Source organism: Arthrobacter sp. SPT-J7, assembly GCF_059089965.1.
Window position 1 is genome coordinate 54,131 of sequence record NZ_JBNHFF010000006.1, and the last position, 14,152, is coordinate 68,282.

Sequence of the window (14,152 nt, forward strand, 5' to 3'; positions counted from 1 at the left end):
GATGGAACCGACGACGACTCAACCCGTTGACTGGGAGGCGCTCCGGCGGGCCGCAGCGGATGCGATGCAGAAAGCCTACGTGCCGTATTCGGGGTTCCCGGTGGGCGCGGCGGCGCTGACCGACGACGGGCGAATGGTCTCCGGCTGCAACGTGGAAAACGCCTCCTATGGGCTGACCTTGTGCGCCGAATGTTCGCTGGTTAGCCAGCTGAACATGACCGGCGGCGGGAAACTGGCTGCCTTCAGCTGCGTGGACCGGGACGGCAATCCGTTGATGCCGTGCGGCCGGTGCCGGCAGCTGCTGTACGAGTTTCGGGCGCCGGGCATGCTGCTGATGACGCCTGCCGGCGTCAAGACGATGGACCAGGTGCTGCCGGACGCCTTCGGCCCGCAGCATCTGGCCTGATAAGCCGGAACGGACCAAGTGAGGAACAGGATATGACCGAGACATTCGACGCCGTGGACATCATCCGGGCCAAGCGGGACAAGGGCAGACTGAGTCCCGAGCAGATCGCCTGGACCATCGATGCCTACACCCGCGGGGCCATCGCCGACGAGCAAATGTCCGCACTGAACATGGCCATCCTGCTCAATGGCATGGACCGGGAGGAAATCTCTCATTGGACGACGGCGATGATCGCCTCCGGCGAGCGGATGGACTTCGCCTCACTCGGCAAACCGACCGCGGATAAGCACTCCACCGGGGGAGTGGGGGACAAGATCACCCTCCCGCTGGCACCGTTGGTGGCGGTCTTCGGCGTCGCCGTGCCGCAGCTGTCCGGACGCGGGCTGGGCCACACCGGCGGCACCCTGGACAAGCTCGAATCGATCCCGGGATGGCGGGCGCTGCTCACCAACGACGAGATGATGAGGCAGCTGGCCGAGGTCGGCGCGGTGATCTGCGCGGCCGGCTCCGGCCTCGCGCCCGCGGACAAGAAGCTCTATGCGCTGCGGGATGTGACCGGCACGGTCGAGGCGATCCCGCTGATTGCCTCCTCGATTATGAGCAAGAAGATCGCCGAAGGCACCGGCTCGCTGGTGCTGGATGTGAAGGTCGGCAGCGGCGCCTTCATGAAGGATGAGCGCAACGCCCGCGAACTGGCCGAAACCATGGTGGCCCTGGGCAAGGACGCCGGCGTGAACACCGTGGCCCTGCTCACCGACATGAGCACCCCGCTGGGACTTACCGCAGGCAACGCCATTGAAGTCGAAGAATCGGTGGAAGTGCTCGCCGGTGGTGGCCCGGAGGACGTGGTGGAACTCACGGTGAAGCTGGCCGAAGAGATGCTGCAGGCGGCCGGCGTTGCCGACGCCGACCCGGCGGCAGCGCTGAAGGACGGCCGTGCCATGGATGTCTGGAAGTCGATGATCCGCGCGCAGGGCGGAGACCCCGATGCCGCATTGCCGGCGGCCCGGGAATCCGAAGTTGTCTACGCGCCGGCGGACGGCGTGCTGGTCCAGCTGGACGCCCTGTCGGTGGGAGTGGCGGCCTGGCGGCTGGGGGCTGGACGGGCCCGCAAGGAGGACGCAGTCCAGGCCGGTGCCGGCGTGCGGCTGCACGCCAAGCCCGGTGCCACCGTCCGCGCCGGCGAACCGCTCATGACGCTGCTCACGGACACCCCCGACCGATTCGACCGGGCCAAGGACGCGCTGCGCGACGCCGTCGTTATTGCTCCGGAAGGAGGCCGGCCGGACCGCCGGCTGATCATTGACCGGATCGCTTAGACCGCGGCAGCGTCACAAACCCCTGAGACGCTCGGGGACCAGGTCGGGGCCAAAGCCCCAGCTATAAACAACTGGGGACAGGCTTTTATAGATTCGCTGGATAAACCTCTTCCCGGCCCTATCGCGCCCGGCTACGATGATGTGTGCGGCCGGAGCCAGGGGGAGGGCTCCGGCGCACTACTACAGGGTCTGCGGCACGACCGTTGGGGGCCCGGTCAGGGATACACCCGATAGCGGCACCAAATGCGGCATGGCATCGTTGGACTAGACATCCAGCGGACAGGAACACCTCGTGCAGACTTTTATGGACGCGCTCAGCGTCTTCATTATCGACGCAGCAGCACAATGGTGGATCTACCCACTGCTCTTGGCGCTCTGCCTGATCGACGGCATTTTTCCGCCGGTCCCCAGTGAGTCGGTCGTCGTCGCGCTGGCCGCCATCGCCGTGTCGGCCGGAGCGCCCAACGCCTGGCTGGTGGTTGCGGTTGCGGCGGTGGGCGCCATCGCCGGCGACAACATCGCGTATCTGATCGGCCGCAGCATCGGCGCGGACCGTTTCCGCTGGATGCAGCGGCCCCGGGTTGCTGCTGCCTTCGCCTGGGCACGCCGGGAACTGGACCGGCGCGGCGCCCTGCTGATCCTGGGGGCCCGTTACATTCCGGTGGGCCGCGTCGCGGTCAACATGACTGCCGGCGCCACCGGCTACAACCACCGCAAGTTCGTCCTGTTCTCCTTGGTGGCCGGCTTCTCGTGGGCTTTGTACTCAGTAGGCATCGGGGCGTTGGCCGGCCAATGGTTCCATGACCACACCCTGCTGGCCGCGGGCCTGGCCATCGTACTGGCGCTGCTGCTGGGCCTGGTGATGGACCACGGTATGAAGCTGCTCAGCCGCCGCCACGCCGCGCGAACGGGTGTCGCCGTTCCGGTCGCGGACAGCCGTTCCGCGTCGGCAGGAGCCGGGCAGCAGGCCGCCTCTGGCAGCGGTACAGCAGGGAGTTCCGGGGCCTCAGCCCAGGGCCGGCGCCATCCAGGCGACCAACCGCCGGAAACCGGTTCGAGGACGGTGCGCTTCGAGCCGCATGCGCCCCTGGCGGTGTCCTCGCGCAACCGCTCCACGGCCGCACTGGACGAATAACACTGGACGAATGAACCGGCGGCAGCAGCCGTACCGGTTCAGGCAGGCCACGTGCTCGCGTAAGGTGGTGCGTGTGACTGAGCCTGATTACGACACCGCAGCCGACATGGACATCGACATCCGCAGCCTGCCGAAGGTATCGCTGCACGACCATCTGGACGGTGGCCTGCGTCCGGCCACGATCATCGAACTGGCCGCCGCCGTGGGTCATGAACTGCCCTCGACCGACCCGGTGGCACTGGGCGAGTGGTTCCGGGAGTCGGCAGACTCCGGCTCGCTGGTTCGCTACCTGGAAACCTTCGATCACACGGTCGCCGTCATGCAGACCAAAGAAGGCCTCTTCCGCGTGGCACAGGAATTCGTGGAGGACCTGGCCGACGATGGCGTGGTCTACGGAGAGGTCCGCTGGGCACCGGAGCAACACCTGACCAAGGGCCTGACCCTGGACGAAGCTGTTGAAGCCGTCCAGGCCGGGCTGGACGCGGGCGTGGACGCCGTCGAGGCCAGCGGCCGGCCCATCCAGGTTGGCCAGTTGATTACCGCGATGCGGCACGCCGATCGCGCCCAGGAGATCGCTGAACTGGCCCTCCGTCACCGGGACCGCGGCGCCGTCGGATTCGATATTGCCGGCGCTGAGGACGGCTTCCCGGCCTCGCGGTTCAAGGACGCCTTTACCTACTTGGCCGAACACCAGTTCCCGGTCACTGTCCACGCGGGCGAGGCGGCCGGCGTGGACAGCATCGCGGATGCACTGGTCAGCGGCCGGGCACTGCGGCTGGGCCACGGCGTACGGATCGCCGAGGACATCCAGGTGGACTTCGGCCCGGACGAGGAGGACGGCGACGAGGTTGGGATGGTCACCCTGGGCCGGGTCGCGGCGTGGGTCCGCGACCGCGGCATCCCGCTGGAGTGCAGCCCCTCGTCCAACCTGCAGACCGGCGCCATCGCCGTTTTCGGCGACGGCATTGAAGCCCACCCGTTCGACTTGCTCTACCAGACCGGGTTCAAGGTCACGATCAACACGGACAACCGGCTGATGAGCGGGGTCACGCTCTCGGACGAGTACGAGTTGCTGGTGGAAACCTTCGACTACGATCTGGACGACCTGCTGGAGATCACGCTCAACGCCGCGGAAGCCGCCTTCCTGCCGCTGGAAGAGCGCGAGGCGCTCGTCGAGTACATCGGCGAGGGCTTCCGCAGCCAGCTGGGCTGACCGCACCATGCCGCACGCCGGTCAGCCACCAGCAGCGGGACGGCATGGGGAAGGAACGACGGCGCAGCCCGGCCCCGGTTGGGCGGTTCCGCGGCTGCTTGAGGTCGTCGCGCAGCTGCGCGAACACTGCCTGTGGACCGCCGCGCTGACCCATGAATCGCTCGTCGAGTATCTGGTCGAGGAGGCCCACGAGCTGGCCGAGGCGATTGAAACTGGCCACACCGGCCAGGCCGACGTGGCCGAGCTCAGGGGCGAACTGGCGGACGTGCTGTTCCAGGTGCTGCTGCATGCCCGGCTGCAGGAAGAACGCGGACATTTTGATTTCGACGCCGTGGCCGCCGCACTGACAGCCAAACTCGTCCGGCGAAACCGGCACGTTTTCCGGCCGGACGGGTCCCTGCAGGAGACGTTTCCGGACACCATCGCCGAGATCGTGGCCAGCTACGACGACGTGAAGGCCGCAGAGAAGCCGGAGCGGACCACACCGTTTGACGGCGTTCCGACGTCGCTGCCGGCGTTGACCCTGGCGGCGAAATCCCTGGACCGGGCGCGCCGGGCGTCGGTCGTCGACCAAGGCGCGCAGCGCCGCGTGGAGACGCAGCCGGACCTGACCGAAGCTGAGGTGGGCGAGGCGCTGTTCGCCGTCGTCCGCCGCGCCGCGGAAGCCGGTGTGGACCCGGAACAGGCACTCCGGGCCGCCGTCCGGCGATTCCAGCAGCGCGTAACGGAAGAAAACCCCACGGGCTGATCTCGATTAGTCTTAAGCCGGACCTTGCGGCCGGCTGTTGCCATGCCTGCAGACATTCCATCTTTCGTTCCAACGAACAGGAGCTACCCCATGGCGCTGATCGATGCCATCCACGCGCGTGAAATCCTTGATTCCCGCGGCAACCCCACCGTTGAAGTTGAGGTGCTGCTGTCCGACGGCTCAATGGGCCGCGCCGCAGTTCCGTCCGGCGCCTCCACCGGTGCTTTCGAGGCCGTCGAACGCCGGGACGGCGAAAAGGGCCGCTACCTGGGCAAGGGCGTCAGCCAGGCCGTGGCCGCCGTGGTGGACACCATCCAGCCGGCGCTGGTGGGCCTCGACGCCACTGACCAGCGGCTGATCGACCAGACCATGCTGGACCTGGACGGCACGTCCAACAAATCCGATCTGGGCGCCAACTCCATTCTGGGTGTCTCGCTGGCCGTGGCGTCGGCAGCCGCCGAATCGGCCAACCTTCCGCTGTACAAGTACCTGGGCGGACCGAACGCCCACGTGCTGCCGGTGCCGCTGATGAATATCCTCAACGGCGGGTCGCACGCGGACTCCGACGTCGACATCCAGGAGTTCATGGTGGTGCCGCTGGGCGCCGCAACGTTCTCCGAGGGGCTGCGCTGGGGGGTGGAGGTCTACCACAGCCTGAAAGCCGTGCTGAAGGAGAAGGGCCTCTCCACCGGGCTGGGCGACGAGGGCGGATTCGCCCCGAACCTGCCCAGCAACCGGGCCGCCCTGGACCTGATCACCGAAGCGATCACCCGCGCCGGCTACACGCCGGGCACGGACATCGCCCTGGCCCTGGACGTGGCGTCCTCCGAGTTCTACCAGGACGGTGCCTACCAGTTCGAGGGCAAGTCGCTGACGGCGGCCGAAATGAGCGCCTACTACGGCCAGCTGGTGGCCGACTTCCCGCTGGTCTCCATCGAGGACCCGCTGGACGAATCCGATTGGGACGGCTGGGCGACCCTGACCGCCGAGCTCGGCGACAAGGTGCAACTGGTGGGTGACGACCTGTTCGTCACCAACCCGGAGCGCCTGCAGCAGGGCATCGACGCCAAGACCGCCAACTCGCTGCTGGTCAAGGTCAACCAGATCGGCTCGCTGACCGAGACGCTGGAGGCCGTGGCCCTGGCCCAGCGCAACGGCTACACCACCATCACCTCGCACCGCTCCGGCGAAACCGAGGACACCACCATCGCCGACATCGCCGTGGCCACCAACGCCGGCCAGATCAAGACCGGCGCCCCGGCCCGTTCGGAGCGGGTGGCGAAGTACAACCAGCTGCTGCGGATCGAGGAAGAACTCGACGACGCGGCACGCTACGCCGGTCGCAGCGCTTTCCCGCGTTTCACGGCGTAGTTCGGCCCAACCCTCGGTAATGTCTTAAGCGGGGCCGGCCGTCAGCCGACGCCGGCCCCGCACGACAACCACGGTGAGGAGCCTCAATGTCCACCCGACGCCCCAACATGCCGCGGGCCGGCCGCCCGGCCGGCAGCACGCAGGGCAGCGGCCAGGGGGAGGGCAGGGGCACCGACCGTCGGGAACCGGAAACCGGAAAAGTCATTCGGGCCGACTTCGGCCGAGCGGCGCCGGCTGCCGCGGCCCGGCCCGAGGCCGCCCCGCCAACCACACCGGAGGCAGGACACCGCCGGAAACCCAAACCACCGGCAAAGCCCAAGCCGGCCCCGTCGGAAGCCCGTGCCGCCGAACGGCGTCAGCTGTCCGAGGGAATCAGGCAGCCGGAAGGGCCGGCCCCGCGTCGGGAACAGCGGGAACCGGACCGGGAACTGCCCGCCGACGCCGTCCCGGTCCCGGCCAAGGCCTTCTCCGGCCGGCTGCTGGCACTGGCGGTGGTCTTGGTCTCCATCACGGTGCTGCTGGCGCCCTCAGTGCGGGTTTTCATAGAGCAGCGGGCAGAACTGGCCGCGCTGCAGGCGGACATCGCCGCCAAGAAAGACTCCCATGAGCAGTTGACCAAGGAACTGGCCCGCTGGGACGACCCGGCCTACATCAAGCAGCAGGCGCGGGATCGCATATTCTATGTAATGCCGGGGGAGAAGCGGTACATGGTCACCGGTGCGGAAGGACTGGGAGAGTCGGACGAACACGCATCCGCGACGGCGCCCGAGGACTTGCCGTGGGTCGACGCACTGTGGAATTCGATGACCCGGGCCGCCACGGACGTGCCCGCCGCCGACTAACAACGCGGCAGCCACGGCTGCCGGATCACACGGCTTGCTGCCAGATGAACCGCAGCGCCAGGAAGGACTGAGCCATGAACACCGCTCAGCGCACACCCACCCCCGAAGACCTCGACACGATGAGCCGCCAGCTCGGCAGGCCGGTACGCGATGTCGTGGAAATAGGCGCCCGCTGCGTCTGTGGAAACCCGCTGGTCGCCACGACCGCACCGCGGTTGGGCAACGGCATCCCGTTCCCCACCACGTACTACCTGACCCACCCGGTCATCACCTCCGCAGTATCCCGGCTGGAAGCGGCCGGGGTGATGACGGAAATGAGCGCACGGCTGGAGGGCGATCCTGAACTGGCCGCAGCATACCGGCGGGCCCATGAGGAGTACCTGGCCGCGCGCAATGAGGTGGGCCGCAGGGCCGGGATCGGGGAGGTGCCCGAGATCGCGGGAGTCTCGGCCGGCGGAATGCCCACCAGGGTCAAGTGCCTGCACGTCCTGGTGGGCCATTCGCTGGCCGCGGGCCCGGGCGTGAATCCGCTGGGCGACGAAGCGCTTGAGGGCATCGCCGAGTGGTGGACGGCCGACCGATGCTATTGCGCCGGCGCCTGGGACGTCGAAGGGGCTGCGCCCGCCCGTGATCTAAGCCGGCACACCCGGACCCAAGGCCTGCCGGCCGAGGCGCTGGCCGCGAAGAAGGCCAGGCGCTCCCGGGGCCAGGAATCCTCCGGCGGCGGCGCCGTCGACCCTCAGTCGCCCGGCGCAGCCGGAGGAGCGGAGTCCTAGTGGCACGTGTCGGAGCCATCGATTGCGGGACTAACTCGATCCGCCTGCTGATTGCCGATGTCCAGGACGGGGGGCTGAGCGATGTAGTCCGGGAGATGAAAATCGTGCGGCTGGGACAGGGCGTCGACGCTACCGGGTCGCTGGCACCCGAAGCGCTGGACCGGACGTTCGCCGCAGCGGAAGAATACGCCGTGCAATTGCGGCGCGAGGGCGTCGAAGCCCTGCGCTTTGTCGCCACCTCTGCCACCCGCGATGCTGCCAACCGGCAGGTTTTTGTTGACGGCATCCGCGACCGCCTCGGTGTGGAACCGGAGGTGATCAGCGGCCGCGAGGAGGCCGAGCTGTCCTTCGCCGGTGCCGCCAGTGTCCTGGCGCCGTCGCCGGGCGAAAAGATACTGGTGGTCGACCTCGGCGGCGGCAGCACGGAGTTCGTGCTGGGCAGCGCCGACGGGGTGCTGGCCGCGCTCAGCACGGATATGGGCTGCGTCCGTTTCACCGAGCGGTACCTGCGCTCGGACCCGCCCAGTGCGGCGGAGATTGCCGAAGCCGAGGCCGACGCCGAGCAGCATCTGACCCGCGTGCTGGACGAGGTGCCGCTGGCCGACGTCGACCGCTTGGTAGGCGTGGCCGGGTCCGTCACCACCGTCACCGCGCACGCTCTGCAATTGGACCGATACCGTTCCGACGCAATCCACGGGGCACGCTTGGACGGGGACCGACTGGATGCTGCCTGCACGTCGTTGCTGGAGATGACGCGGCAACAGCGGGCAGCGCTGCCGTATATGCATCCCGGCCGGGTGGACGTCATCGGCGCCGGAGCGCTCATCTGGCGCACCGTGTCACGGCGGCTGAAGGCATTGACCGCCGGACGCGCGGACGGCGCCACGGCCAGCGAACACGATATTCTTGATGGAATCGCCCTGAGCGCCGCCACCCGGCTGCCCACCCAGCGAGCCCCAGGGACCTAGACTGCTGTGCCAACCGAAGGGACATCTATGCGCCACCGCGAAAGTGAACGGCCAAGCAGGCGCTCGTCCGCCGCGAAGGCCATTTCGCTGGGGTCGGCGATTGCGGTGCTCGCTTCGCTGATGCTGGCAGGACCCGCCCACGCCGACTCCACCCGGGACAAGGAATACTGGCTGGACTCCTACGGGATCCGCGCCGTCTGGGAGGAATCGCAAGGCGAAGGCGTGAAAGTCGCGGTGATCGACAGCGGCGTTGACGCCACCCACCCTGACCTCAAGGGGGCCGTGGTGGGCGGCACGGATGCCTCTGGATCGGGAGATCCCGACGGCCAGCGCGGCATCGGACAGACGCCCGAGCACGGCACGCTGGTGGCAACCTTGCTGGCCGGGCGCGGTCATGCTCCGGACGAGGATAAAAAGGACACCAAGAAGAAGGACAAACAGCCCAAGGACAAGGACAAGGACAAGGGCATCGGGGCGGGCACCGACGGCGTGATCGGAGTGGCTCCCAAAGCGCAGATCCTGACCGCCTCCACCTGGCTCGGAACACCAAATCCTTCCGGCATCGGTGTTGACGAGCAGATCCCCGCGGCGGTCCGCTGGGCGGTGGACAACGGCGCACAGGTCATCAACATGTCGCTGACCAGTTCCAGCACCTCCTGGCCGGAGAGCTGGGACGCCGCGTTCCTGTACGCCGAACAGCACGACGTCGTTGTGGTTGCCGCCGCCGGAAACCGCGCGGGCGGAACCGAACAGTCAGGTGCTCCCGCCACCATTCCCGGCGTGCTGACCGTGGCGGGACTGAACCGCGACGGTGAAGCCAGCCAGGAGGCCTCGGCCCAGAGCATTGTCATTGGCGTTGCGGCGCCAGCCGAAGATCTGGTGGGCGGACTGCCGGGCGGCCGCTATGCCGACTGGTCCGGTACGTCCGGCGCCACCCCGCTGGTCTCCGGCGTGGCGGCGCTAATCCGCTCCAAGTACCCGAACATGAGCGCGGCCCAGGTCATCAACCGCATCATCAGCACGGCCAAGGACTCCGGCGTGCCCGGGCATGACCCGATCTACGGCTACGGCATACTCAACGCCGAAGCGGCGCTGAATGCCGAAGTTCCCGAGGTGGCGGCGAACCCGCTCGGTTCGATTGCTCAATGGATCACCGTGCACCGCCGCGGCCAAGTTGCTGCGCCGGAATCGCACTCTCCGGTGCAGTCCAAGGCGGCGGCGCCGGAGATTCCGGAACCGACCACCCCGGTGGCCGTTCCTCCGCGCACCGAGGACTCGGTACTGCCGGCCATCCTCGTCTTCTCGTTCGGCGCGCTGATCGCCGGTGTCCTGGCTCTGGGCGTAGTCCAGACGGTCCGGGCACGCCGGGCCGCGCGCGGAACGCAGGCTGTCGAAGACGCGGACACCGCCTTCATCCCGCCGATTCGGGACGGGAGCCAGAAGCCGATCAAGCGCTGATTGCGCCCCGGCCGCCACTTCGTGAAAACTTTCACAAAAGGCGCTACACTGGAGCAATGGCACTCACTCCTGCTCTGTCCGACCGCCCGCGCGTCCTTGTGGTCGGCGGCGGCTACGTTGGTCTCTACGTCGCGCTGAAGCTTCAGAAAAAGGTTAAGCAGCACGGCGGCATCGTCACCTTGGTGGATCCGCTGCCCTACATGACCTACCAGCCGTTCCTGCCTGAAGTGGCCTCCGGCAGCATCGAAGCCCGGCATGCCGTGGTCAACCACCGCCAGCACCTGCAGGACACCGAACTGATCACCGGCAGGGTCACCTCCATCGACCATGCCGCCAAGAAGGCCGTGATCACTCCCGCGGCGGGCGAGACTTTCGAGCTGGACTACCGCGACGTCGTTATAGCCGCCGGTGCCATTACCCGGACCTTCCCGATCCCCGGGCTGGCCGAAGTCGGCATTGGCCTGAAGACCATCGAAGAAGCCGTGGAACTGCGGAACAAGGTGCTCGAGCGGATCGAGACCGCCTCCCAGCTGCCGGCGGGGGCGGAACGGACCCGCGCACTGACGTTTGTCGGCGTCGGCGGTGGCTTCGCCGGCATCGAGGCGATGACCGAAATCGAGGATCTGGCCCGCGCTGCCGTCAGGAAGAACGGACGGCTGCGCCAGGAGGACCTGCGTTTCGTGCTGGTCGAGGCGATGGGCCGGATCATGCCCGAGGTTACCGAAGAGCAGGCCAAGTGGGTCGTCGAGCACATGCGCTCACGCGGCATTGAGGTCATGCTCAATACCTCCCTGGCCAAGGCAGAGGGCGGCGTGCTGGAATTGATCAACATGCCGGACAAGACCCCGGCCGAAACCTTCGAGACCGACACGCTGCTGTGGACCGCCGGCGTGCAGGCGAATCCGGTGGCGCGCAGCTTTGGCTTCCCGCAGGACGAACGCGGACGGATCAAGGCCGATGCCACCCTCCGGATCGTCGACGAGAACGGCCCGATTGACGGCGCCTGGACCGCTGGCGACGTCGCGGCCGTGCCGGATCTGACCGGCGGCGGGGTGGGCGGCTTCTGCGTACCGAATGCCCAGCACGCCATTCGCCAGGCCAAGCGGCTTGCCAAAAACCTTTACGCGGCCCGCTGGGGCGTCGGCAGCGTCCAGCAGTACAAGCACAAGAACCTGGGCGCCGTCGCCGGCTTCGGCCTCAACAAGGGCGTCGCCAAGATCATGGGCGTCAAGCTCAAGGGCTGGCCGGCATGGATGGCCCACCGCGGCTACCATGGACTGGCCATGCCAACCGTGGAGCGCAAGATCCGCGTGATCTCGAACTGGTTCTGGACCATCTTCCTGGGCCGCGACACCACGCGCCTCGCCGATCTGCAGACGCCGTACCGCCAGTTCCGTGAGGCCGCTTCACCGCAGCCGCGCCCGCAGGCCGCCGCCGCTCCCAAGCCGGCAGCAGATGCCGAGGGCACCGGGTCGGAGAAGGAACTCGCTTCCACCGGCCGCTAGCCAGACGCAGGCAGCAGGCCCGGCCACCGCACCGCGGTAGCCGGGCCTGCTGCTTTCTCCGAACCTGCTGCTCGATGCCTGCAGCCGCGGCTTAAAATGTTTTGGTGCTGATCAGGACAGAACAACCCGCGGACCGGCCCGCCGTCCTCAAACTGGTGGCGCGTGCCTTCGCCACCAAGGACGGTGCCGAGCCCGCTGAATGCCGGCTGCTGGCGGACCTGTACGCGTGCTCCGGTTTCCTGCCGGAGTTCTCCCTCGTCGCCGAAGACGGAGGGAACGTCGTCGGTCAGGTCATCAGTACGCGCGGTTGGATTGACGGGGCGCCCGCGTTGGGGCTGGGGCCCATCGCGGTGGAGCCGAACCGGCAGCGCTCGGGCGTCGGAGCTGCCCTGCTGGCCGAGACACGCCAGCGGGCCGAGGCTGCGGGGGAGAGCGTCATCCTGCTGCTCGGCAGCACTGAATACTACCCCCGCTTCGGCTATCGGCCCGCCAGCCAATCCGGCATCAAAGCGCCGGATCCCGCATGGGGCGATCACTTCATGGCGCTTCCGCTGACCGCCCTCCCGTCAGCGGGCACTTTTACGTATGCTGAACCTTTCGCCCGCCTGTAGGGCGGCACCAGGCTATCCAGTACCCTAGATAGGTGCAGAAACGTCCGGCCCCCGTAGTCCAATGGCAGAGACAACCGACTTAAAATCGGTCCAGTGTGGGTTCGAGTCCCACCGGGGGCACCTAAAAAGTGTGACGAGCGTTACAAGGATGTAATCGAAAACGCTTATTTTCAACAACAATTTCGACTAGTTTTCTCAGTAATCAGGAATACCTGGTAATCGCATCAAAGGTTCACAAACCTTTCGATCGAGGGGAAAACATACATGACTGCAACACGTAACGCAGTGCTTTTCGGCACCGGCGGCAACTCCGCGCGGGCGGGGAAGCTAGCCGCGCTCGGATTGGGGATCGCTTTGTTTGCCTCGGCCTGCGGCGGAGGGTCTTCCACGCCGTCGGGGACTGGTGGGGGAGAGTCGTCGGCGCCGGCGGGGGCGTCCGGGTTGGTGTGTCCCGAAGCATCAGAGGGCGGGGGGCCCACGAGCGGTTCAACCGGAAACCCGGCGGACGTCCCCAAGTCCAAGGGCTCCACTGATACTCCGCTGAAAATTGGAACGCTGCTGCCGACAACCGGAACTCTGTCCTTCCTTGGCCCGCCTGAAATCGCAGGCGTCAAGCTGGCCGTGGACAAGATCAACGAAGCCGGCGGCGTGCTTGGCAAAGACGTGGAAACCGTGCAGCGCGACTCCGGCGACACCACCACGGACATCGCAACGCAGTCGGTGACCGACCTGCTCAGCGAAAAGGTCAATGCGATTGTGGGAGCGGCGTCCTCGGGGGTTTCCTTCACCGTGATCAACCAGATCACCGGCGCGGGCGTTCTACAGATTTCACCGGCGAATACGTCGCCGGACTTCACCACCTGGGATGACAAGGGCCTGTACTGGCGGACCGCTCCTTCCGACGTTTTGCAGGGACGCACTCTCGGCAGCTACATGGTGACCTGCGGCGCCCAGACGCTCGGCATGATCGTGCTCAACGATGCCTACGGAACCGGTCTCGCGGACAACATCAAGCAGGCCTTCGAAGGCGCCGGCGGCCAGGTGGTGGCAACGGAGATGTTCAACGAGGGCGATTCGCAGTTCAGCTCGCAGGTTGACGCCGTAGTCAACGCCAAGCCTGACGCATATGCGCTGATTACTTTCGACCAGATCAAGTCGATTGCGCCGTTGCTGCTGTCCAAGGGCGTCAAGCCCGACCAGATGTTCTTGGTGGACGGCAACACCTCGGACCTGAGCAAGGAGCTTGACCCGGGTGCCATGGCTGGGGCGCAGGGTACGATTCCCGGCACCTTCGCCAAGGATGAATTCCAGGCGCAGCTGGCGACGGTCGATAGCAAGCTCAACTCCTACTCGTACGCGGGCGAGTCTTACGATGCGGTGAACCTCGTGTCGCTGGCCGCCGAGGCAGCCGGCAGCACCAAGGGCACGGACATCGCCAAGGAGATGCAGGCTGTCTCCGAGGGCGGTGAGAAGTGCTATGACTTCGCCGGTTGTGTGACGCTGCTGCGCGACGGCAAGGACATCGATTACGACGGCATCTCCGGACCGATTACCTTCGACAAGAACGGTGACCCGACCGAGGCCTACATCGGTATCTACCAGTACGACAAGACCAACGTGCCGAAGCCGAAGCTTGAGGAGTTCGGCAAGCTGTAACCGTTCCGCACCACCCGCACCATGCAGAGGGTCCCAGCCACCGGGTTGGGGCCCTCTGCCGTGCGGGCCCACGGACGCCTCATCGGCCCCCACGGACGCCACACCAGCAGCCGACGGACGCCATATCAGGAGGAGGCGGAAGCG

At 67.0% G+C, this 14,152-nt stretch carries 13 protein-coding genes and 1 tRNA gene; all 14 read left to right on the plus strand.

Annotated features, from left to right (window positions below):
* The first annotated feature begins 1 nt into the window (after position 1).
* On the plus strand, positions 2-406 hold the full coding sequence (locus tag AC5RWX_RS11610; protein WP_494063588.1) for a cytidine deaminase: 405 nt from the start codon (positions 2-4) through the stop codon (positions 404-406).
* Between the two features lie 32 nt (positions 407-438).
* A complete protein-coding gene (locus AC5RWX_RS11615; protein WP_494063589.1) occupies positions 439-1,725 on the plus strand; it encodes a thymidine phosphorylase in 1,287 nt (428 codons plus the stop codon).
* Positions 1,726-2,017: 292 nt separating this feature from the next.
* Complete coding sequence (locus tag AC5RWX_RS11620; RefSeq protein WP_494063590.1) at positions 2,018-2,860, plus strand: DedA family protein; 843 nt, start codon at positions 2,018-2,020, stop codon at positions 2,858-2,860.
* A 73-nt stretch (positions 2,861-2,933) separates the two neighbouring features.
* A complete protein-coding gene (locus AC5RWX_RS11625) occupies positions 2,934-4,073 on the plus strand; it encodes an adenosine deaminase (protein ID WP_494063591.1) in 1,140 nt (379 codons plus the stop codon).
* 7 nt (positions 4,074-4,080) lie between these two features.
* On the plus strand, positions 4,081-4,821 hold the full coding sequence (locus tag AC5RWX_RS11630) for a MazG nucleotide pyrophosphohydrolase domain-containing protein (protein ID WP_494063592.1): 741 nt from the start codon (positions 4,081-4,083) through the stop codon (positions 4,819-4,821).
* Between the two features lie 90 nt (positions 4,822-4,911).
* Entirely contained in the window at positions 4,912-6,192 is a 1,281-nt protein-coding gene (gene eno / locus AC5RWX_RS11635; RefSeq protein WP_493957168.1) for a phosphopyruvate hydratase, read from the plus strand.
* 86 nt (positions 6,193-6,278) lie between these two features.
* A complete protein-coding gene (locus AC5RWX_RS11640; RefSeq protein WP_494063593.1) occupies positions 6,279-7,034 on the plus strand; it encodes an FtsB family cell division protein in 756 nt (251 codons plus the stop codon).
* Positions 7,035-7,108: 74 nt separating this feature from the next.
* Complete coding sequence (locus AC5RWX_RS11645; RefSeq protein ID WP_494063594.1) at positions 7,109-7,810, plus strand: DUF501 domain-containing protein; 702 nt, start codon at positions 7,109-7,111, stop codon at positions 7,808-7,810.
* A complete protein-coding gene (locus tag AC5RWX_RS11650; RefSeq protein WP_494063595.1) occupies positions 7,810-8,778 on the plus strand; it encodes a Ppx/GppA phosphatase family protein in 969 nt (322 codons plus the stop codon). The genes AC5RWX_RS11645 and AC5RWX_RS11650 overlap by 1 nt, the downstream gene beginning before the upstream one ends.
* Positions 8,779-8,805: 27 nt before the next feature.
* On the plus strand, positions 8,806-10,236 hold the full coding sequence (locus AC5RWX_RS11655) for a S8 family serine peptidase (RefSeq protein ID WP_494063596.1): 1,431 nt from the start codon (positions 8,806-8,808) through the stop codon (positions 10,234-10,236).
* Between the two features lie 56 nt (positions 10,237-10,292).
* A complete protein-coding gene (locus tag AC5RWX_RS11660) occupies positions 10,293-11,741 on the plus strand; it encodes an NAD(P)/FAD-dependent oxidoreductase (protein ID WP_493940233.1) in 1,449 nt (482 codons plus the stop codon).
* A 104-nt stretch (positions 11,742-11,845) separates the two neighbouring features.
* Positions 11,846-12,352, plus strand: a complete 507-nt coding sequence (locus AC5RWX_RS11665) for a GNAT family N-acetyltransferase (RefSeq protein WP_493957174.1) — start codon at positions 11,846-11,848, stop codon at positions 12,350-12,352.
* Positions 12,353-12,399: 47 nt separating this feature from the next.
* Positions 12,400-12,472 (plus strand) — tRNA-Leu (locus AC5RWX_RS11670).
* A gap of 144 nt (positions 12,473-12,616) precedes the next feature.
* Entirely contained in the window at positions 12,617-14,008 is a 1,392-nt protein-coding gene (locus tag AC5RWX_RS11675) for an ABC transporter substrate-binding protein (protein WP_493940235.1), read from the plus strand.
* Positions 14,009-14,152 lie beyond the last annotated feature (144 nt).